This is a genomic window from Sutterella megalosphaeroides, from assembly GCF_003609995.1.
In the GTDB taxonomy this organism is placed as follows: Bacteria; Pseudomonadota; Gammaproteobacteria; order Burkholderiales; family Burkholderiaceae_F; genus Sutterella; species Sutterella megalosphaeroides.
Map to the genome: position 1 here is coordinate 2,153,939 of NZ_AP018786.1, position 20,868 is coordinate 2,174,806.

Sequence of the window (20,868 nt, forward strand, 5' to 3'; positions counted from 1 at the left end):
CCGAGAAGTCCTTGTTAGCCTTTGAGAGTCCTTGGGGCTTCCGGACGACGGCAAACCTCGGAGCTTCGCTTCGCATCGAAAAGAGCCGCCTCGACCGCCGGTCGGGGCGGCTTTTCTTTTGCGTTCTTTTTACGCGCGGGCGCCGCGGCCCGAAAGACGAGCAGAGAGGACACCCTCGGGCGGCCCCGGGGAAGGATCCAACAAAACCGCCCCGACGAAACGATCGTACGGGGCGGCGTCTTTGAACGTTGCTGCGGGTCAGCGCTCGAGCACGAGGAGCGCGTCGACGCGGTTGTCGGGGGTCATGCGCACGGCGTAGCGGCGGCGCTTCCCCTGAAGGATCAGGTGGCGGTCGATCGCCTTCTGAAGGCGCGCGACGTCCTTTTCGAGGCGCGCGACGACGGCGTCGTGCTCGTCCGCAAGGCGATCGGCGTCTTTCTTCACGGCCGCGGCAAAGGCCATCTGCGCTTCGTTCATGCCGCGCGATTCGACTTCGAGGGCTTGCAGCGCGATGTTGCGGCTCTTGTCGAGGAGCGGGTGCACGCTCGGGAATTCCTGAACGTTAAGGGCAATCCTCGACGAGCACCGCATCCCGTGGATGTAGTCGTCGCTTGCGATGACGCGCATGAGCGCGATCGCTCGCAGGAAAAGCACCGCCACTTCGCGCTCGTCCATGAGCGCGATGCTTTCCGTGAGGGCGTGGTCCGCTTCGTCGGCGGTGCGGATCGTATTGACGTAGGTTTTGAGGGCCGTGTCGATGCGCGCGTTGACGGCGCGCATGGCGGCCGCAAGTTGATCGGCGCGCTCCGTGCGCTCCTGGGCGCGCCCCTCTTCGAGCCCCAAACGACGCACGTCGCGCGAGAGGTCGAAGAGTTCGTCCCAACGGTGCTTCCACTCGTGCCCGCGCACGGCGGGGATGAAGAGCTTCAATTTGCGCAGGCGCTCTTCGATTACGTCGAGTTCGTGGCGCAGTTCCCCTTCGAGCCCGTGCTTTTGTTCGGCGGGGTCGAGAAGATTGAAGAGACGATGAACGGCCTGCGGTCCGCCCCAACTGTAGTCGGGGGCGCTCATGGGTTCGCCCATTTCCGCCCCTTCGCGCAGCGCGATGACGGAAAGGTCGTTCGACGTGGCGTTCACACGCGGCTCGAACCCTGCGGCCAGGGCGTTTTCAATGACGGGCGAAAAGCTCACCGCATAGGTGTCGGCCGCGAATTCGTCGTCGGGCTCCCACGCGAGCACCGCGTTGTGCGCGAAGATCCCGTCGAATTCCTTTTTCTCGTGGGGCTGCAAGGCCACTTCGCGGTAGCCCGGAAGCTCGATTTCGAGCGCGCGCTGCACGAAGAGTTCGGCCGAGGTGACGTCGCCCGCCACCGTCGTGAAGGCGAGCATGTCGGGGCGCCGGACCCCGACCGTCGGGCGCTCGGCTTCGGCTTCGGGTTGCGGCGTCTCGGGGACGTGCACGGACTTCGGGCGGGCACCCACACGTTCGATGCGACGAGCGGCGGCGGGTTTGCGGCGCAGAACCTGCCAGGCGACGCCCGCGCCGCAACCGACGACGCAGGCACCGAGAAGAAACGCGGTGATGAGAGAGTTGTCCATGGGTGTGTGAAACAGTGGGGATCGTTTCGGCGGGCGGCTCTGCGTGCGGGCGAAAGACGCGCGGCGCAAAACGGGCCCGCAGGCCCGAAAGAAACAAAAAAAGAGGTCTTCGAATTGTAGCCCGAACGGCACCCGCCCAAATCCGTAAACCCGTCGCAGTACCTTGAGGCGCCACAGGTTTTGCGCGGTTTGTCGAACGATTCGGAACGATTTCGGGAGGAAAGCCGCGGCGCGATGCCGTTCGGCCCCGTCGGGCGGCCTTTTCTTGATCCCGCTCAAGACTTTTCTCGGGCGGCCGCGCTACCATGGACTTCTTTCTCGTCGATCGCCTGCTTAGGGGGATCGATCTCGTTTTCACGCAGAGACTTTCCGAGACCGCGTCATGCTCAATTTCCAGAACCACACGCTTGAACTGGCCAACGGCGTCCAGATGCCGATCATCGGCTTCGGCACCTGGCAGATTCCGCTCAACGAACACTTCACCTCGAGCGTTCAGACGGCGATCCAGATCGGGTACCGTCACTTCGACACGGCTCAGATCTACAACAACGCGCAGCTCCTCGGCGAAGCGATTCGCGATTCGGGCGTGCCGCGCTCGGAATTCTTCATTTCGACGAAGCTCTGGACCTCGCACCGCTCCTACGAGTGCGCGATGGAGGGGTTCGAACAGATTCTGGAGCAACTCCAGATGGATTACGTCGACCTTCTGCTCATTCACTGGCCCGCCTCCCAGGGCGAAGCCGTCGTGTGGCAGGCGCAGAATTACGGTGCGTGGCGCGCGCTTGAGACGATCTACGCGCAGAAGCGCGCTCGCGCGATCGGGCTCGCGAACTTCCTTCCGCACCACCTCGTGCCGCTTCTGGCGCGTGCGAGCGTCGCACCGATGGTCAATCAGTTGGAAAGCCATCCGGGCTACACGCAGTTCCGCGCCGCGGGCTTTTCGCTTGCGAACCGCATCCCCGTGCAGAACTGGAGCCCGCTCGGGCGAGGGACCCTTCTGCGCCACCCCATCATGACCGCCATCGCCGAAGGGCACGGCGTCACGCCCGCGCAGGTGGCCCTGCGCTGGAGCCTCCAGCACGGTCTCTGCCCGATCCCGAAGGCGACCGAGTTGCGTCACCAGCAGGAAAACCTCCGTATCTGGCACTTCGAGCTCACGCCCGAAGAAATGAAGATCCTCGACACGATGCCGCAGACGGCGTTCTCGGGGCTGCATCCCGATACGGTGACGTTCTGAGTTCGATTTCGGGACGCTGCGGATCCCGCAGCTCCCGATGCGCCCATTCGTCCGAAGCCCCGGCCCGCCCGGGGCTTTTTCGTCGCGCAAAGAGAGAAAGCCGCCCGAATCGACTTCGAGCGGCTTTCGTTATCTGCGAGGTTCGGTTGGAGGCCGGAATTAGAACGCCGGCACCACCGCACCCTGATACTTCTCTTCGAGGAACTTCTTCACGTCGGGGGTCGTGAGGACGGCCTTCAGCTTCTGAATTTCGGGACGGCTTTCGTCACCCGCACGCACGGCCACGATGTTGGCGTAGGGCGAATCCTTCGCTTCGATCGCGATCGCGTCCTTCACCGGGTTGAGGTTCGCGCCGAGGGCGAAGTTCGAGTTGATGACGGCAAGCGCCACGTCGTCGAGCGACCGGGGAAGCTGCGCGGCTTCGATTTCGACGAACTTGAGGTTCTTCGGGTTTTCGGCGACGTCGGCCACGGTGGCGAGCACCCCGGCACCGTCCTTCAACTTGATCAGACCCGCCGTTTCGAGGACCTTCAGAGCGCGACCGCCGTTCGTCGGGTCGTTCGGGATCGCGACCTTGGCGCCTTCGGGCGTCTCGGCCACGGCCTTGACGCTCTTCGAGTAAACACCCATCGGTTCGATGTGGACCGCGACGAGCGAGGCGAGCTTCAGACCGCGCTGCGCGGAGAAGTCGTCGAGGTAGGGCTTGTGCTGGAAGAAGTTCGCGTCGAGTTCCTTGTCGTTCAAGGAAAGGTTCGGCTGAACATAGTCGCTGAATTCGACGATCTTGAGGTTCACGCCCTGAGCCTTCAGAGCGGGTTCCACGAAGCGGATGATGTCGGCGTGCGGCACGGGCGAGACGCCGATCGAAAGGGTGGCGGCGCCGTCCGCCGCCTTCGGAGCTTCGGCGGGGGCTTTTTCGCCGCAACCCGCAAGCGTCAGAGCAAAACCGGCGGCCACGGCGGCGGTGGCGAAGAATTTGGTGAACGTCATGATGTGCATCTCCAAGAGATTCGTTTTCTGAGAATGGATTTCAACGGGGGCCGAAGTCCCCTCTTAGGAGCGCAGAGTTCGGCCGAACGCGTCACTTGAAGGTCCGGAGAGGATCCGGCAGACGGCTCGACGTTTTTCTTATGGATGAACCTGGCGGCCTGCCCCCGCGGGGCGGCGTAGGTCGAAGTGTACGCCCGAAAGCGGCGTGTGCGGGGCGCACCGACGACGAAAAGATGCAAAGTCCTTTCTGTTTTTTGAGGTATTACCTCGAAATCAGGGTTTTTACCGACGTTATCACTTCCTTTCCGCCCCGAAGCCCGCCGCGCCCGTCGTCTCGGGCGTGTACGCCGATGCGGGGTGGATCAAAATTTTTCGAAAAATCACCCACCCCCGAAGCGAGTCAAAACACCGTCGAATTTTCTTTTCCCGCCTCTCGCGCGGGGCGCTTTCCGTCCGCATACTGCTTCTCGAACCAACGTTTTTTCTTCCACGTGCGTCGCCTTTTCCCCGCCCGAAAGCGTTCCCTTTGTTTCGCGGCCTCGACCCGAAAAGGTCGATCGGACCGTACGCACGCCTTTTTCTTCGGGTAATTCGCCATGCAGCAGTCCGCTCTCCATTCTTTCCCGCCGCTTCACGCACATCCCTTCGATCGGGCGATCACGAACGCATTCGGCCGGTCGCTTTTCGGCTTGGCCGAAGACATCGAGCTCGTCTCGCGCGCCAATCTGCCGAAGTCCGCGAAGAGCCTCGAGCGCCTCGGCGTTCACCCCGTGACGGCGCGACTCGTTTTCGAGGGAATCGAAGCGTGCGGTCAGCTCGAACACATCCTGGTTTCCGAAGCGTTCGTTCTCGCCGTCTGCGCGATGACGAAGGCCGACAATCCGGAAGCTCCCGCCATGCGGGCGCACTTGGAGCGCGCGAAGGGGAGCGAGGCGGTTGCCCTCATCGACCGCTGCAAGCAAGCGATCCGCGCGGGCTACCCCGATGCGACGGCCGAAAACCGCTTCGTCTCGGGCCAGGCCGCGGCCTGGGCGCTTCGAAAGTACCTCCGCGACGAAGCGGCTTGAGGTTGGACGGCTTTACGAGTTTACAAGGAGATTGAAGTAACCAACAGGCATTTGATCCTTGGGGCGGGGCCCGGTTCGAGCAATCGAACCGGGCCTTCGTCTTTTTAAGACGCCCTTTCTTCAATGCGTTGGCGCCTCGGATTTCGATCAGTCGAAGAGGTCGCGCGCGAGCTTCATCGGGCAGTAGGAGGGCCCGCACATCGAGCAGAAGTGAGCCGTGCGGGCGCCGCGCCCCTTGAGCTGCTCGCCGTGAAAGCGCCGTGCGCGCTCCGGATCGACCGAAAGGAGGAACTGGTCGTCCCAGCGGAATTCGAAGCGCGCGGCGCTCATCGCCGCATCCCGCAGAAGCGCCCCGGGGATCCCCTTCGCGATGTCGGCCGCGTGGGCCGCAATGCGAAAGACCGCCATTCCTTCGCGCACGTCGCAAGCGTCGGGAAGACCCAAGTGCTCTTTGGGCGTCACGTAGCAGAGCATGGCCGTGCCCGCGGCACCGATCGTCGTCGCGCCGATGGCGGCCGTCACGTGATCGTACCCCGCACCGATGTCGGTCACGAGGGGTCCGAGCGTGTAGAAAGGCGCTTCGGCGCACCAGTCGTCTTCAAGCCGCTGATTTTCAACGACGCCCGAGAGCGGAACGTGTCCCGGTCCTTCGATCATCACCTGCACGCCCCGACGGCCCGCGGCGGCGTTCAATTGCCCCAACGTCCGAAGTTCCGCAAACTGCGCGGCGTCGTTTCCGTCCGCGATCGACCCCGAGCGAAGGCCGTCGCCCAGCGACAACGTAATGTCGTAGCGGGCGGCCGTATCGAGAATCTCGTCGAAGTGTTCGTAGAGGAAGTTTTCCCGCCCGTGATCCTTCATCCAACGGGCGAGAATGCCGCCTCCGCGCGAAACGATGCCCGTCAAGCGGTTGCGGGTGAGTTCGACGTGCGCTTTGAGTACCCCTGCGTGAATCGTCATGTAGTCGACCCCGGACTCTGCCTGCTCGACAAGCACCTCGCGGAAGATCTCCCAGGAGAGGTTCGCGGGGTCGCCGCCCGCGCGCTCGAGCGCTTCGTAAATCGGCACGGTCCCAAGCGGCACGGGCGACGCACGCAGGAGCATTTCGCGAGTCGTACGGATTTCCGGGCCCGTCGAAAGGTCCATCACCGTGTCCGCACCGCAAAAGAGCGCTTCGCGCAGTTTCGCGTACTCTTCGCGACCCGACTTGGACGACGCGCTCGTACCGATGTTGGCGTTCACTTTCGTCGAGAAGGCTCGCCCGATCACCATGGGTTCGGCTTCGGGGTGGCGGACGTTGAGGGGGATGACGGCGCGGCGTCGAGCGACTTCGTCGCGAACGAATTCGGGCGTGAAGGCGGGAGCGGCAAGGAGCTTCGCGTAAAGCGCCTCCGCGCGGGGATTCCCGCAGCGGCTCAGTTCTTCGAGAAACGCTTCGCGCCCGAGATTTTCGCGCTCGGCCGCAAAGGCCATTTCGGGGGTCACGCGCCCTTCGCGGGCACTCTGGAGTTGCGTGGGGGCGCCGGGCTCGGGCCGGGCGCGAAGGCGCGGCGTCCCTTTTCCGTCCCCTTCCCCGAAGGGGCCCGTCACGTCGGCGAGCCACAGAGCAGGTTGACGGCCGCCGCCGAAACATTCGGGCGTCGGCTCCAATTCGATGCGACGAAAGGGTACGGGCTCGCCGAAGGTGCTCGGGCGATAGACGCGAAGGCCGGGCAAACGCCCCGCGAAAAGGCGGATGCGTTCATTGGCATCGGCGGCGTCGGGCGTTTCGGGGGTATCGGCGGACCGCTCGTGCGCGGCGATCGGAATGATCGACGCTTCCGGAGCACTCGAAACCGTCGAGGCGGCGCGGGACTTTTCGGTCGGGTTCGTCATGAAGGATCCTCCTGTGGCGACGAATGGAAAACGTGCGCGGAGGATCCGGAATCGGAACGGGAGAAAGGGGCGGGAAAGAAAACGAGAAAGCAATAGGAACGAAGAACGAACGGATGTTCCGCGCTCCGAACGCCGAGCAAAAAGCCGTCCTCGTTTCGTTCCTCGGATTTGCAAGCGATCGGTGTCGCACGGCTTGTCGACGTGCAACGCGCCTTGACGGCGTCCGATTTCAAGGTCGCCGTCTCTTGCAAAGAGTGCCGTACGACTTACGCCTTTCGTGCCTTGCGTGTTTTTCGTGCGTTTCCCGCCGCAGGTCTCAACCCGATCCGGTGCTGGAAGTATTTCTCAACCAGGCCACACGGGCCCGGTACCCTCAACGCACTTCGAATAATACGACCGGAGACGTCCGTGCGGGAGGAAAACAACCGAAAGCCCGACCTTCTTCAAAGCAGCGCGTTATTCGGCGTCCTTTTCGGAGGCCTTCTCGCCGAAAGCGGGCTCCTCGCGGAAGGACTGCGCTTGCGCGGCCTTTTGCTTCCCGATCTTTTCGAGGTTGCGAAGGAGTTCGCGCGAGTGCAAGGCCACCATGTCGACCGTCAAGCCCCGTCCTTCGGGCGCGCGACCGCGCGCGTCGTTACGGGGAATGCCGTGCTCGAACGTGTGGTAGACGACCGTGCGGATGACGCCTTCGGTCGACTCGACTTCGTAGGTGATGACGAAGGGGCAGGCGTCGGCGCCGCTTCCTGCGGGGAGGCGCTTCACGTCGGCGCCCGCGGCACGAAAGCCCTTTTCCATTGCGTCGACGAGCGCCGGGCTCTTCACGGAGCTGTTTTCAAGAAGGCACACCGACATGTAGTCGACGGGCGCGAACTGCGCCGTTTCGTCCTGCTCGGGGGCCGTTTCGGGTCGGTCGCCCGAGAAGCTCGAGCAGCCCGCAAGCAAAAGAGCGGCCGAGAGAAGACCGGCCGTCGGTCGGAAGGCGTGAAACATGGTCTGGCTCCTCACTGATGAAGGGCGGCTCCGCCGAGGGTCCGGGGGGCACCGCTACGGGAAACTATAGGACATGCCGCGCGCGAGTGCACGGGGCGGCCGCCATAAACAGAAAGGAATGCGCAAAACGCCCGACGCGCAAAGCCCGTTTGAACCTGTATAGTGGGAAGAGGAAGACCGCGCGCGACGAGCTCCCTTCCAAGAGTCCTTCACGAAGGTCCTTGAAAAAAGACCTTTGCGCGCACGTCCTTCCGTTCAGGCTACACTAACGAAACGACCGCCCCGTCCGTCAACGCGTGCCGAACGACGTCCCGCCCCCGAGGTTTCCGTCGCACGCGCGGCCGATCGTGCTCCCTCCGCTTCGATCGCCTTCGACCCGATGCGAGGGCCGAGTCGTTTGCTCAACCTTCTTTCGGATTTGCACAAACAATGAATTTCACCAATCTGTCCGGGAATTTCGAGTACAAGCCCCTCATCCGCGTCATCGACGACGACGACGCCGTGCGTCGCTCCTGGGCGTTTTTGCTGAGCGGCGAATCCTACGACGTCGTTACCTACGCCGATGCGGGGAGTTTCCTCGCTTCGAGCGATTTCCGCCGCTACGGCGCCATTTTGCTAGACGTGCGCATGCCCAACATGTCGGGGCTCGAACTTCAGAACCGCCTGAAAGAACTCGGCTGCGACCTCCCGATCATCTTCGTTTCGGGCCACGGCGACATCGACATGGCGGTCAACACGCTCAAGAACGGAGCCGTCGACTTCCTTCAGAAGCCCGTCAAGGACGACCGCCTCCTCGAAGTGATCGACGCCGCGGTCGCGCGCAACAAGGCCGCCCGACGCGATCAGGCCGAAGTGGCCGACTTCAAGGCGCGCCTCGAGCAGTTGACGCAGCGCGAGCGCGAAGTGATTCGCATGGTCGCGCAGGGCTACTCCAACAAGGAAGTGGCGGCCGAATTCGGCATTTCCGAAAAGACCGTCCAGGTCCACCGCGGGAGCGCCTACCGCAAGCTCGATCTCCACAACGCGGCCGAAATCGCGCGCCTCCTGCTCCGTTCGGGCGACCCCCTCTGATACGAAAAAGAAAGAGTTGAGGAAGGGAAGCGTCCGACGGTCGGGCGCTTCCCTTTCGATCTCCAAGCCGGCATCCCTTGGCGGGGATGTCGGCTTTTTTGTGTGGTTTTTTGTCCTTTCGCCTATTTTCGGGAACCGTTCGCCCCCCGACGGGGTCGTTTTGAGGCATACTTTCGGCACTTTCGAAGCGCTCGGCCGCTTTTCACGAAGCGGCGTCGGACGTGCTTCGCGCGCGCGACCCCCTCTCCTTCGTCGAGCGTTCCCTTTCGGGTTCTCCCCGCCGCATGTCGTGCGGTGCGCGGTCGAGACGGCCCCGGAAGGCTCCCTTCGAAGTCGATCGAGCTCCGACGTTTCGTTCATTCGACCACGTCCGTCGCGTGCCCCGGCCCTTTTCCATTTTCTACTTTTGGAGACTGCCGACATGCTCAGCGACATCGAAATCGCCCAGGCTGCACGACTCACCCCCATCGACGAGCTCGCTCACTCCGCGGGCCTTGCCGACGCGGAATTCGAACCCTACGGCCGCGACAAGGCGAAGGTCGACCTCGACCCCGCCCGCAAGGAACGCGGCCGCCTGATTCTCGTCACGGCCACCTCGGGCATGCCCGCGGGGTCGGGCAAAACCACCACCTCGATCGCGCTCGCGCAGGGTTTGAAGAAAATCGGCAAGTCGGCCGTTCTCGCCCTTCGCGAACCCTCGCTCGGTCCCGTCTTCGGCATGAAGGGCGGTGCCGCCGGGGGCGGCTACAGCCAGGTCCTTCCGATGGAAGCGATCAACCTCCACTTCACGGGCGACCTCCACGCGATCACCGCGGCGAACAACCTCCTCGCGGCCCTTCTCGACAACGCCCGTCACCAGGGTCAGGTGGAACTTCGCGAAATCTTCTGGCGCCGCGTCATGGACGTGAACGACCGGATGCTGCGCAACATCGTGAGCGGCCTCGGCGGCCCGGCGAACGGCATCCCGACGGAAGCGGGCTTTGACATTACGGCCGCCTCCGAGCTGATGGCGGTGCTCTGTCTCGCGGACGGCATGGAAGACCTCCGTGCCCGCATCGACCGCATCGTTCTCGGCATCCGCAAGGACGGCACGGCCTACACCTGCAAGGATCTCGGTGCGACGGGCGCTCTGCTCGCCCTCTTGAAGGACGCGATGAAGCCCAACCTCGTGCAATCGATCGAGGGGAACCTCGCGTTCGTCCACGGCGGCCCCTTTGCCAACATCGCGCACGGCTGCAACTCCTTGGCCGCCACGCGCGCCGCGTTGAAGCTCGGCGACTTTGCCGTCACGGAAGCGGGCTTCGGCTCGGACCTCGGCGCCGAAAAGTTCATCGACATCAAGTGCCGCATGGCGGGTCTCAAGCCCGCGGCCGTGGTGCTCGTGACCTCCACGAAGGCCCTCAAATGGCACGGCGGCGTGCCCCTTCCCGAAATCGGCAAGCCCGACGTCGAAGCGCTTCGCAAGGGTCTTTGCAACCTCGACGCGCACGTTCGCAACCTCAAGAATTTCGGCCCCGAAATCGTCGTCTCCCTCAACCACTTCCACACCGATACGGATGAGGAAATCGACGTGATCCGCAACCGCTGCGCCGAACTCGGCGTGCGCTTTGCGGTCTGCGACGGCTTTGCCCGCGGGGGCGAAGGCGCCGTGGAACTTGCGCGCGCCGTCACGGAAGCGGCCGACGAACCGCGCGAGCTCCACTTCACGTACGACGAAGACGCTTCGCTCCTTGATAAGGTGACGGCGGTCGTTCGCAAGGTCTATGGCGGCGAAGGGATCGAACTCTCCGAAGCCGCGAAGAAGGATCTGAAGCGCATCGTCGAACTCGGTTTCGGCAACCTTCCCGTCTGCATTGCGAAGACCCCGTTCTCGCTCACGGCCGACGGCAAGGCGCTCGGCGCCCCGACGGGCTTCACGGTTCCCGTGCAGCGCTTTATCCTCAACGCCGGTGCCGGCTTCGTCGTCGTCACGACGGGCGCCGTCATGCGCATGCCCGGGCTCCCGAAGGCGCCCGCCGCCATGCAGATCGACGTCGTCGACGGGAAGATCACGGGCCTTGCCTGATCGACCGCGTTGCTTGAGGCCGACGGTTTCGGTCGGTCTCGGGCAACCGTCTCGAATGTTTCGAGCACTTCGAGCGGTTCGGGCCATCAATGAAGTCTACGAATCGACTGCATTGATGCAATCCATCGATGAGCTCACCCACAGAAAACCGCGGTTTATCCGCGGTTTTCTGTATTTGGGATACGTGTTGTCAACGAAGAGCGCTTCGCTCTTTCTGAAAAATCGAGCAAAACCAGGTGGAAACCCCGATCAACCAACCTTTGCATAAAACAACCCGGCGCATAGAATTCGGGCTTGCAGCTTTTCCACCCTTTTTTCCCAAAGGATACTCATCATGCGCATTTCCGCCCGCAACACGCTCGAAGGCAAGGTCGTCGCCCTCAAGGAAGGCCCCGTCACAACCGAAGTCACGATCGAAACGAAGGCCGGCGAAAAGATCGTCGCCTCGATCACGACGACCTCCGCTCAGAGCCTGAACCTCAAGGTCGGCGAAAAGGCCTACGCCGTGATCAAGGCTTCCTCCGTGATGGTTGCGGTCGACTGATTCGGTCGCACGCGACTTCCGAAAAGAGAGGCTTCGCCCGAACCTAACGTCCGAGTGCCAAGCCCGAGCCCGCCCGCGAGGTCCCCGGGGACCGTCCGAGCGGGCTTTTTCGTGCCCGGAAGATCGAAGCCCCTCTTACGCTCCGATCACGGGCCGCCCCGGGAAGAGCCGATCGAGAACGCGCGCGAGGTAGCGGGAAAAAGGAATGAATTTGACGTGGGGCGAAACGAGGTTCCGGAGCGGGTCGAAGCTCGCGTTCGCGTACTTCTCTCCGTCAACGTAGAGATCGAGGCTGATCGCGAACTGCTTCACGAGTGCGGGCAGGTAGTACTGCTCCTTGCGCCAAGAATAAACGAGCGTGAGCCTGCACGCCCCGGGGGCGGCGTCGTGGGGTAGCGTACGCACCTCAAAGCGCTTTTCTTTGAGAAGCTCTACGAGCACGTCGTGCACCTCGGGTTCGACGAGCCCCGGCTCCACCACGCAAATCGTCTGCTCCGAGGTGCGCATCGAGCCGTTCACGTGCACGACGGAGCAGCCCGCAACGAGGAGTACGGCGGGCACGACGGCTCCGAGCACGAGGCGCGGGATGCGGGCAAATCGGGGGAGTCGGGCGCGAAGCCCGCGAGACGAAGTGGAATCCATGGAGCGAAAGGCAAAGCTCGGAGAAAGGCGGAGAGGCTCCGAGCAGCTCAAAGAGATCCCCGGCCGCACGAGCACGCCCCGAGAGGTTGGTTGCGGTCCCGCACACTCTAGCGCGGCAGGCGTCCGACCTGCAAGCCGGAAAGCGCTCGGCGCGCCGAAGAGACGCAAGACGAGCGCCGAAGAGGCGCCGGAAAAACGAGGAGAGAGGAAAAAGAGAAGCGGAGAAAGGGCTGCGCGGAATGCGATTCTGCGGATCCCGGAAAAGGAAACGGCGGTTCGGAAAAAGGAGAAAACCGAACCGCCGCAAGAGAGGAGAAACAGCCTTTGGGACTCAAGCGATGCGACCAAACATCTCATCACCAAGGACTGCTCGGAAATTCCCGTGGAGGAACTTCCTGCGGAACCTCAAAACCGTCGACTTCGTTTGTCCTCACTACGTCGGGGTTTCGCTCCGGAAGCGGGGACCAGCCGCTTGGCTCCGGAAAGATTCCGCTTCTTTCAACCACCAGAAAGAGCCACATGTCGCTCTTCCCGCCGTCGATCCGAGGACCGACGACTGTTCGACTAAACAAGACACCCCAAAGGAGAAAAGAATGTCTTCATCGAACAAGACGTAGTGTACCAAGGGGAATCCCTCGTGTGTGACCCGAAGTGCATTTTTCGTTTGCGTTAAGTGTTTCTATTTGTAACTTAGGGGTTTCCCGAGCGAGCCACTTACTACCTTTGATCTAAACCCATACTTTTGGCTGTATCGGGGGATTTTTACACTTCGACGACCCTTTTTGGGAATCGCCTTTTTCGTTTTCCGAAAAATATCTGCTCGCGCACCGTAAAGGAAAACCCTCAAACCTCACCTGTTCGGTTTTTCGAAACACCCCGTTCGGACTACGGACTTCGGTAGGCAGACTTCTTCGATTTCCCCGTCAATCGGCCGAAAAAAAAGAGGAGCGCCGAAGCGCTCCCCGCGTCGATGTGTTTTCGGATACCCCATCGGGGATACCGCGTCCTACGTCCGCGGGCGGAGGCCGAAACCTCCGCTCGACGCCGCGGACGGACGCCCTTTTTCGCTTTTTCAGAAAACGAGGTTCGAGATGAGCCAACCGATCACGGTGCCCGACACCACGAAGACGAGCCCCGGGCGCAGGTACGAGTGGTTGATGACGAAGGTGCCCAAGCGGGTCGTGCCGGTGCGGTCGAAGGCCGTGCAACCGATCTGGGCGCCCCCCGGGATCATGAAGTCGCCGTAGCAGCACGCCCAGGTGCCGATCAGGAATTCGGGAGGAAGGCCGAACTTGAGACCGAGCGGCATCATGATGGTGGTTGAGACCGTGGGCGAGAAGATGACGGTCGAGACGCAGAAGGCGGCCACGCAGAAGAGGAACGGAGCCGAGGAGGCGATGCCCGAGAAGGCGTCGGAGAGAACCTGCGTGTGCGAGTCGAAGAACGTACCCGTACACCAGGCGATGCCGAAGACGCCCACGACGCCGATGAGACCGGAGCGGAAGACGGAGCCCGAGGCGAACTTGTCCGAGGGGACCTTACAGACCATGATGATCACGAACGCGGTCGCGAGCATCACCATCTGGATGAGGCTCGGGATCGGGAGCTGCGTCACCTTGTCGCCCGAAATCCATTCGGGGCGAAGGCCGGGGACGGAACCCACGAGAATCGAAACGAGAATGCCGAGGAGGAAGATGACGACGGCGGTCTTCGCACCCTTCTTTTCTTCGTAGTTCTTCGAGAGGTCGCCCCCCGCGAGCCACTGGTAGTCGCCCGAGGCAAGACGGCGCTGGAATTCGGGATCTTCTTCGAGTTCCTTACCGCGCCAGAAGACGGAAAGGGCCGCGCAGAAGGTGGCGCAAAGGAAGGTCGGAACCGTGACGGCGAGAATCTGCCAGAAAGCGATCCCCTGCGTCGACATGATCCCCACCATAGCGGCCATGGCGGCGGACATGGGCGAAGCCATCACGCCGATACCGGCCGAAATCACCGAGGCCGACACGGCGCGCTCGGGACGAACGCGGGCGGAGGCCGCCACTTCGGCAACGACCGGGTAGACCGCAAAGGCCACGTACGCCGTACCCACGAGCATCACGAAGAGCGAGCACACGAAGGGACCGACGATCGTGATCGCCTTCGGGTACTTGCGAAGCATCTTTTCCGCGAGGCGCACAAGGAGGTCGAGGCCGCCCGACCCTTGCAGAACGGACGTCGCGGCGATCACCGCCGTGATGATGAGGAGCACCGAGGTGGGGGGAGACCCCGGCTGCACGCCGAGACCGAGAACAAGCACGCAGACACCGAGACCGCCCGCGGCACCGAGCCCGACGCCGCCGAGGCGACCGCCCACGGCCACGCAGAGGAGCACCACCGCGAGCTGGACCCAGGACATGAGATCCATTTCCATCTTGAAAATTCCGAAGCGTTGAAGCGTTGATAACGGGTCTCCGCATGAGAGCGGCAAAGCGTTGCGGGACCTTAAGCGAAAGCCCCCGCCGGCGAACCGAAGTCGACGGGCGAGGGCAAAGACGGGTATTGTAACGGCGCGTTACGGGGCGTTTATCCTTGCAACACGCCGATCGGCGACGGAATGTCGGACATTTTTTGAGCGGGCTCAAAGAAAATGCTTATGCTGATTTTTGTCGACAAAAGGAGGGGCGCCGCTTCACCTCCCGAGGCATGAAAGAGGCGCCCTTCCCCGTGAGTTTCTTCCGGGCGAGGGCGCCTTCGGTCGGCGCAGAGCAGACGATGAGCGGGTGAAAACCGAGCGAAAAACGGACGAAGAGCGCCGTCTTGCGCCGGGACTTCGTCGGCCCTAGTCGGCCCGCAAACTACGGCTGCGACCGTCCGACGTCGTCAGACATCGAACGTCGCGTGCGTGACGGGTTCTTGAGCGAGGAGCGTCATCACGTCGCGCGCGACGTCGTCGACCTCACGCAGGCGCATGAGACGGCGGGCCAGCATTTCAACCGTATCGGCGGGCAAGACCATTTCGGTGACCGACCGGAACTTCTTCAAAAGCGCCTCGTCGCTCACGGGATTCACCGGGGAGCCGAGCGGCATCGGCACGCGCTCTTCGAACGTGCGACCGTCCGCAAGCGTCACGCGCACGATCGGTTCGTCGTCGTCCTTCTGGGTCTCGTCAACCGTCATCTTCACCTTCGCCATCGCAGCCGCAACGCGCGGGTCGTTGCGGCGGGTGCGGGCGTAGGAGGCAAGCTGGGCGTTCCCGAAAACGAGGTCCGCCGCGAGCGCGTAGGGAATCGAGAGCTGCGCGGAATTCATGGGGTGCAGATCCCGCGCCCCGCACATGCCGAAGACGAAGGGGTTGATGACGACTTCGATCGCGGCGACTTCGTCGGCCGTGAAACCGACTTCGGCCATGAGGTTGTCGAGCGCGTCGATGCTCGAATGGGTCGAGCGGCAGGAGGCGTGCGGCTTGATCGAGACGCGGCGAAGCTTCCAATTGACACCGAGCTCGGCCGTCCACGCTTCCGGGTCGCGCGTCGAGGGCGCAAAGCTCTTGTCAAAGCCGCCCCAAACGTCTTCGAAGACCTGCGAGGGACCCGTGAAGCCTCGGCGCGCGAGGATCGCGGCCGAGAGCCCGCCCCAGGCGGCGTGACCCGCGTGGAGGCGCTTGCTCTGCGCCCCGTCGTGCACGCACGCCCAGAGGCCCGAGGCGTAAGAGGACGCAAGCCCCAGGGCCATCGTGAGTTCCTGCGCGTTCAAGCCCAGAATCCGACCCGCGGCGACCGCAGCCCCGAAGGGACCGCACGTCCCCGTCGAATGAAAGCCCGCGCCGTTGTGCGCTTCGTACGCGCCGCACGCTTCCAAAGCACGGCGCGCGACGTCGTAACCGAGGACGACCGCCGTGATGAATTCGCGGCCCGAAACCGTACGGCCTTCGGCGGCGGCCAGCTCCGCCGCGGCGGCGGCCGCGGGCAACACCACCGCGCCCGAGTGGTCGCACCCGCCCGTGTCGTCGAGCTCGAACGCGTGCGCGGCCGTTCCGTTTACCAGCGCTGCGTTGAGAGGAGTCATCGAGGCGCCTTCGCCCCAGAGCGTCGCACGCCCGCTCGGGGCTTCGCCCGCTTCAAGGAGCGCCGCGCGCAGAAGGTGCGCTTCTTTCGAGATCGCACCCGCCACGCCCGCGCCGATCGTGTCGAGAATGTGGCGCTCGGCCTTCGCGACGACGTCTTCGGGAAGGTCTTCGTAGCGGGTTTCGACCGCAAAGCGCGCGAGAAGGGCGCTCTTGAGGAGCGGTGCTTCGGCGGGCGTATCGGTTGTTTCGGGTGCTTGGGTGGTTTGGGTCATGAGGGTCTCCGTCGGAGGAAAACGAAAAAGAGGTTATCGGGAATGTTTCGGCAAGATTCCGAAAAGGTACGACATTCTAGTTTGCCTCGCGCAGCGCGGCCCGCGGGACTACACTCGAAGTGAGGGAGTCCCGTTTCGAAAGCCGTCGAAGAACCGTGGAAGACGGAGGGAGACCGAGCGCGCAAGCGGAGAAGGAGGCAAAAGGCGCGCCTCGAAGACTTTTCAAGCAAGCCCTTCGCAAGGCCCCGAAGGCGGCCCCTCGAAGGCTCCTCTGCGGTCACCTTTCGGTACCTCGGAAAGCACTTCAACGGCACCTCAAAAAAAGTTGCACGCAAAATGTAGATTTAATGTAATATTCTTTCTATCAATTTTCGGACCCCGATTTAGTCCGCCCCATTTTCCGGGTTTCGGGTGGCGCCAAGCGCTCCGCGAAGCCCGCAAGCGAAGGAATACACCATGCTTACCGCCAATCAGATCGCTCTCATCAAGGCCTCGGTTCCCTTCCTCGAAGAACACGGCCTCGAACTCACGACGCACTTCTACCGCCGCATGCTCGAAGGCAACCCCGAACTGAAGAGCGTCTTCAATCAGGCGCACCAGATGAAGGGCGAACAGCAGATGTCGCTCGCCGTCGCGGTGCTTGCCTACGCGAAGAACATCGAAAACCCGGCCGTGCTCGCGGGCGCCGTGCGCCGCATCGCTCAGAAGCACTGCACGATCGGCATCCGCCCCGAGCAGTACGCGATCGTGGGCCGTCACCTGATCGCATCCCTCGGCGAACTCCTCGGCGAGGCCGCCACTCCCGAACTCGTCGACGCCTGGACGGCCGCCTATCAGCAGCTCGCGGATCTCTTGATCGCCACCGAACAGAAGATCTACGACGAACAGGCGAACGTCGAAGGCGGCTGGTCCTCCTGGCGTCCGATGCGCGTTGCGAACCGCGTTGAGGAATGCCGCGACGTCGTTTCCTTCTACCTCGAACCCGCGGACGGCGGTCCCTTGCCCGCGTACGCTCCCGGCCAGTACGTCTCGGTGCGTACGTTCGTCAAGGAGCTCGGCCTCGTGCAGCCCCGCCAGTACACGATCTCGCAGGCGAGCGGCACGGGCTTCATTCGCATTACCGTCAAGCGCATCGCGGGCGACACGACCCCCGAAGGCCGCATGTCGAACCACCTCCACAAGTACCTCAAGACGGGCGACGTGATCGACGTCTCCGCTCCGACGGGCGACTTCACGATCGACGTGAAGGCCGAACACCCGGTGGTCTTCATCGCCGCGGGTATCGGCATCACCCCGATGGTTCCGATGATCGAAACGCTCGCGACGGAAAACCCGCTGCGCGAAGTGCACTTCATCTATTCGACGCAGAACTCGGAAACCTATCCGCTTCGCGCCGAAGTCGAACGTGCCGTCTCCGGCATGCCCAACGCCGCGAGCGCGGTCTTCTTCACGAAGCCCCTCGAAAAGGACCGCATCGGCGTCGACTACAACGCCGAAGGGCGCATCTCGGTCGACGAACTGCGCAACTTCTGCCAGAATCCCGATGCGGACTTCTACCTCTGCGGGCCGATCCCCTTCATGAAGTCGATCGCCGAAGCGCTCCGCTCGATCGGTATCATTGCGCCTCGCATCCACAGCGAAGCGTTCGGCACGGGCGACTGGGAATAAGTTCCCGGTGCGGGGCGAACCGAAATCGGTCGAGCGCGTGACGTTTGTCCGACCGACCGACCGGACTCGCTCCCCTGCTTCGATCCGTCCGAAGTTCGGCCCGTTTTGCCGATTCCCGCGCTCCCCGCGCGAAGGAATGCGAAACGGGCCGTTGTGCTTTGGTACGATTCCGTCGATCCGCTTCAAAGAGAATCGACTTCCCTTTACTTTTTCGGGCCGCTTCGCCCCCGACAGCCATGCAACTCACGCGCTTCACGGACATGAGTCTTCGCATTCTCATGTACCTCGCTCACGTCAACCGAGCCCGCCTCGTCACCGTTCAGGAGCTCTCCGAGAAGCTCGAGTGGAGCCCGCACCTTCTCGTCAAAATCGTCAACCGCCTCTCGCACGAGGGGTTGATCGAAGCGGTGCGCGGTCGCAAAGGGGGAATTCAGCTCGCCGAAGGGGCGGAAAAGCGCCGCATCGGCGGGCTCGTTCGGCTGTTCGAAGGGACGGACCCCTTGATCGACTGCTCGCAGCCCGCGTGTACGCTCCGTGCGGGCTGCGCCCTCGGGCGTGCGCTTCACGAAGCCCGGGAGGCGTTTTTCGCGTCGCTCGACGCGATGACGATCGAAGACGCCGTGCGGCCGCCCGAATTGCGTCGGACGCTCTCGCGCCTGAACGGCATTCCGATCGTCGAAGTTTCAAGTACCTCAACCGCAGAGGACGAGGTCGCCCGGGCCTGAGGATCGTTTCCCCGGCTCAAGCCTCTTTCATCTCGGATCCCGAGTTCGCTCGGGATTTTCTTTTTTTCAGCGGGGCCGCGCCGCGTCCGCTTCGAGGACTCCCGCGCGCACGAGCACGTCGCGCACCGCAACGGCCGAGCGGCATTCGAGCTTGCGGGTGAGGTTGCCGCGGTGCATTTTGACGGTCGCGACCGTTACGCCGAGTCGATCGGCGATTTGTTTGTTGAGAAGCCCCTCGGCAACGAGCGCCGCGACGGCCGCTTCTTTGACGGTCAAGCGCGCGACGAGCTCGCGCGCTTCGCCGTCCGCCTGCCTTGCGACGTGCGCTTCGAGACTGCGCTCGACCGCACCCCGCACCGCTTCGATCAATTCGCGCGGATCGGCGGGCTTCACGAGAAAGTCGACCGCGCCGCGCTTCACCGCCCGCATGGCGGTCGGCACGTCCCCGTGGCCCGAAAGAAAAATGACGGGCAGATGCGCCCCCTTGTCGACGAGCGCTTCGTGAAGTTCCGAGCCGTTCATACCGGGCATGCAGAGGTCGAGGACGACGCAACCCGGCCGCAGCGGATCGTCGAGCTCCAGAAAGCTTTCCGAGCTCGAGTAAGCGAGCACCTCAAAGCCCGACATCCGCAGAAGAAAGGCCGTACTCTGAAGGTGCGCCTCGTCATCGTCCACGAGGCGCACGAGCGGCACGACCTCGGAAGTCTTGGGAACCGACGGCGTCGGCGGGAGCGACGAATTCGAAACGGGGTCCATCACGAGTTTCTCTCTTCTTTTTTCTGCGGATCGCTTTCGTTACTTCAAAAACGCGGAAATCGCCACGCCGAAGTGCTCGGCGAGGCGCTTCGCGGCCTCGGGCGGAATCGCGCGCGTGCCGGACTCCATGTCGGAGATGCGCGACTGGGTGACCCCTGCAAGGTCCGCCACCGCTTTTTGCGTCATGCGGCACTGCTGCCGCAGGCGCTTCAAGAGTACGCCCGGCGGCTCGTCGATCGCGGGCTTTCCCGGATCGCGATCGAGCCCCATGAGACCCAGGAGCGACGCCAGGTGCGCCTCCACCAAGTCGGCCTTTCTCACGGGCACGCGCAGCGTGAAGACCGCATCGCCCGAACGTGTTTCCGTTCGCGTCAACCGTACGTCGTCCATGTTCTTTTTCTCGAAGGCAGGCGGCTTTCCGCTGCGCGCTTCGTCTCCTTGTCGTATGCTTCAAGCTTGAATTTTATCGACTTCAGCGGCTTAGCCGCCCATAACAAGAAATCATGCCGTTTGACAAAGTCATCCAATCCATCTCGTCGCTGCGCGAGGAAATCAGCGGAGAGTTCGACGTCCTTCTGAAGGAAATGAGCGCGCGCTTCGGCATGAAGCCCGATCCGGACGAAATTTTCCGCCCGCTCCCCGAGCCGCAGGGTCTTTCTATTTCCCTCATGCAGGCGCTTGAGGCGCGCCGCTCGGAGCGCTCCTTCAGCAACGAACCCTTGTCGGATCAGGACCTCTCGAACATTCTCTTTGCCGCCGACGGGATCAACCGCAAGAACGGCCGTCGCACGACGCCTTCGGCCCTCGACTGGCAGGACACCGAGATTTACGTCCTGAAGGCGAACGGCATCTGGCGCTGGGTGCCCGAACGCCGCGGCCTCATTTTCTGCGCGCGCGAAGACATCCGCGGCCGTACCTGCTACGCGCAGCCGACCGTGGCGCGCGCGCCCGTGCAGTTGGTCTACGTATCGAACCGCTCCAAGACCCGGAGCACCTTCACGGACCTTGCGGAAAAGGTCTTCACGAAGATTTCCCGCGACGTCTGGACCGAAGAGAAGATCGACGAAATGCGCGTTCGCGCCACGCACATCAACGCGGGGGCGAAGATCGAAGCCGTCTACCTTGCGGCTGCCGCCATGGACATGGCCTGCGTTTCCCGCACGGGCTTCCCGACGGACGAGCTTGAGCGCCTTCTTCACCTCACGGAAGACGAAACGATCGTCGCGTGCCAGAGCCTCGGCTATCGCCCGAAGTCGATTCTCGACCACATCCGCTGATGCGTGTCGAGCGGTTGTCGACGCTTTGACGGCATCCAAGCCGACGTC

The 20,868-nt window shown here is 63.1% G+C and carries 17 protein-coding genes; 8 read left to right on the top strand and 9 right to left on the bottom strand.

The features are described 5' to 3' along the window. Positions 1-258 precede the first annotated feature (258 nt). On the bottom strand, positions 259-1,599 hold the full coding sequence (locus S6FBBBH3_RS08555) for a hypothetical protein (protein ID WP_120177346.1): 1,341 nt from the start codon (positions 1,597-1,599) through the stop codon (positions 259-261). A gap of 382 nt (positions 1,600-1,981) precedes the next feature. On the opposite strand from S6FBBBH3_RS08555, the gene S6FBBBH3_RS08560 reads away from it, so the two are divergent. After that, entirely contained in the window at positions 1,982-2,836 is an 855-nt protein-coding gene (locus S6FBBBH3_RS08560) for an aldo/keto reductase (protein WP_120177347.1), read from the top strand. 159 nt (positions 2,837-2,995) lie between these two features. Here the strand turns inward: S6FBBBH3_RS08560 and S6FBBBH3_RS08565 are convergent, their stop codons facing one another. Beyond that, complete coding sequence (locus S6FBBBH3_RS08565) at positions 2,996-3,826, bottom strand: MetQ/NlpA family ABC transporter substrate-binding protein (protein ID WP_120177881.1); 831 nt, start codon at positions 3,824-3,826, stop codon at positions 2,996-2,998. 596 nt (positions 3,827-4,422) lie between these two features. Here S6FBBBH3_RS08565 and S6FBBBH3_RS08570 point away from each other — a divergent pair. Next, entirely contained in the window at positions 4,423-4,893 is a 471-nt protein-coding gene (locus S6FBBBH3_RS08570) for a hypothetical protein (protein ID WP_120177348.1), read from the top strand. 147 nt (positions 4,894-5,040) lie between these two features. On the opposite strand, the gene thiC is transcribed toward S6FBBBH3_RS08570, so the two are convergent. Both thiC and S6FBBBH3_RS08580 read right to left on the bottom strand, forming a co-directional pair. After that, positions 5,041-6,768, bottom strand: a complete 1,728-nt coding sequence (gene thiC / locus S6FBBBH3_RS08575) for a phosphomethylpyrimidine synthase ThiC (protein ID WP_120177349.1) — start codon at positions 6,766-6,768, stop codon at positions 5,041-5,043. 456 nt (positions 6,769-7,224) lie between these two features. Next, complete coding sequence (locus tag S6FBBBH3_RS08580; protein ID WP_120177350.1) at positions 7,225-7,758, bottom strand: hypothetical protein; 534 nt, start codon at positions 7,756-7,758, stop codon at positions 7,225-7,227. Between the two features lie 429 nt (positions 7,759-8,187). Between S6FBBBH3_RS08580 and S6FBBBH3_RS08585 the strand changes: the two genes are divergently transcribed. The 3 genes from S6FBBBH3_RS08585 (at position 8,188) to S6FBBBH3_RS08595 (ending at position 11,438) form a co-directional block, all read left to right on the top strand. After that, positions 8,188-8,829: a response regulator transcription factor gene (locus S6FBBBH3_RS08585; protein ID WP_120177351.1), complete on the top strand. Its 642-nt coding sequence runs from the start codon at positions 8,188-8,190 to the stop codon at positions 8,827-8,829. 421 nt (positions 8,830-9,250) lie between these two features. Continuing rightward, positions 9,251-10,894, top strand: coding sequence for a formate--tetrahydrofolate ligase (locus S6FBBBH3_RS08590; protein WP_120177352.1), 1,644 nt, complete (start codon positions 9,251-9,253; stop codon positions 10,892-10,894). A 334-nt stretch (positions 10,895-11,228) separates the two neighbouring features. Then, complete coding sequence (locus S6FBBBH3_RS08595; RefSeq protein WP_120177353.1) at positions 11,229-11,438, top strand: TOBE domain-containing protein; 210 nt, start codon at positions 11,229-11,231, stop codon at positions 11,436-11,438. A 135-nt stretch (positions 11,439-11,573) separates the two neighbouring features. Here S6FBBBH3_RS08595 and S6FBBBH3_RS08600 read toward each other — a convergent pair whose 3' ends face one another. The 3 genes from S6FBBBH3_RS08600 to S6FBBBH3_RS08610 all read right to left on the bottom strand — a co-directional run bounded on the left by S6FBBBH3_RS08600 (position 11,574) and on the right by S6FBBBH3_RS08610 (position 16,394). Next, complete coding sequence (locus S6FBBBH3_RS08600; protein ID WP_120177354.1) at positions 11,574-12,080, bottom strand: hypothetical protein; 507 nt, start codon at positions 12,078-12,080, stop codon at positions 11,574-11,576. 1,072 nt (positions 12,081-13,152) lie between these two features. After that, on the bottom strand, positions 13,153-14,472 hold the full coding sequence (locus S6FBBBH3_RS08605; RefSeq protein ID WP_232008771.1) for an anaerobic C4-dicarboxylate transporter family protein: 1,320 nt from the start codon (positions 14,470-14,472) through the stop codon (positions 13,153-13,155). A 464-nt stretch (positions 14,473-14,936) separates the two neighbouring features. Continuing rightward, positions 14,937-16,394 (bottom strand): MmgE/PrpD family protein, encoded by a 1,458-nt coding sequence (locus tag S6FBBBH3_RS08610; RefSeq protein ID WP_120177356.1) that lies wholly within the window; start codon positions 16,392-16,394, stop codon positions 14,937-14,939. Positions 16,395-16,805: 411 nt separating this feature from the next. On the opposite strand from S6FBBBH3_RS08610, the gene hmpA reads away from it, so the two are divergent. Both hmpA and S6FBBBH3_RS08620 read left to right on the top strand, forming a co-directional pair. Then, on the top strand, positions 16,806-18,062 hold the full coding sequence (gene hmpA, locus S6FBBBH3_RS08615) for an NO-inducible flavohemoprotein (protein ID WP_408646485.1): 1,257 nt from the start codon (positions 16,806-16,808) through the stop codon (positions 18,060-18,062). Positions 18,063-18,298: 236 nt separating this feature from the next. After that, on the top strand, positions 18,299-18,787 hold the full coding sequence (locus S6FBBBH3_RS08620; protein WP_120177358.1) for an RrF2 family transcriptional regulator: 489 nt from the start codon (positions 18,299-18,301) through the stop codon (positions 18,785-18,787). 66 nt (positions 18,788-18,853) lie between these two features. Here the strand turns inward: S6FBBBH3_RS08620 and S6FBBBH3_RS08625 are convergent, their stop codons facing one another. Together S6FBBBH3_RS08625 and S6FBBBH3_RS08630 are read right to left on the bottom strand one after the other, a co-directional pair. Next, a complete protein-coding gene (locus S6FBBBH3_RS08625) occupies positions 18,854-19,543 on the bottom strand; it encodes a response regulator transcription factor (protein ID WP_120177359.1) in 690 nt (229 codons plus the stop codon). 39 nt (positions 19,544-19,582) lie between these two features. Next, positions 19,583-19,933 carry a helix-turn-helix domain-containing protein gene (locus S6FBBBH3_RS08630; RefSeq protein WP_120177360.1) on the bottom strand — a complete coding sequence of 117 codons (351 nt, stop codon included), beginning with the start codon at positions 19,931-19,933 and terminating at the stop codon, positions 19,583-19,585. 113 nt (positions 19,934-20,046) lie between these two features. Between S6FBBBH3_RS08630 and S6FBBBH3_RS08635 the strand changes: the two genes are divergently transcribed. After that, positions 20,047-20,820, top strand: coding sequence for a nitroreductase family protein (locus S6FBBBH3_RS08635; RefSeq protein ID WP_120177361.1), 774 nt, complete (start codon positions 20,047-20,049; stop codon positions 20,818-20,820). Positions 20,821-20,868 lie beyond the last annotated feature (48 nt).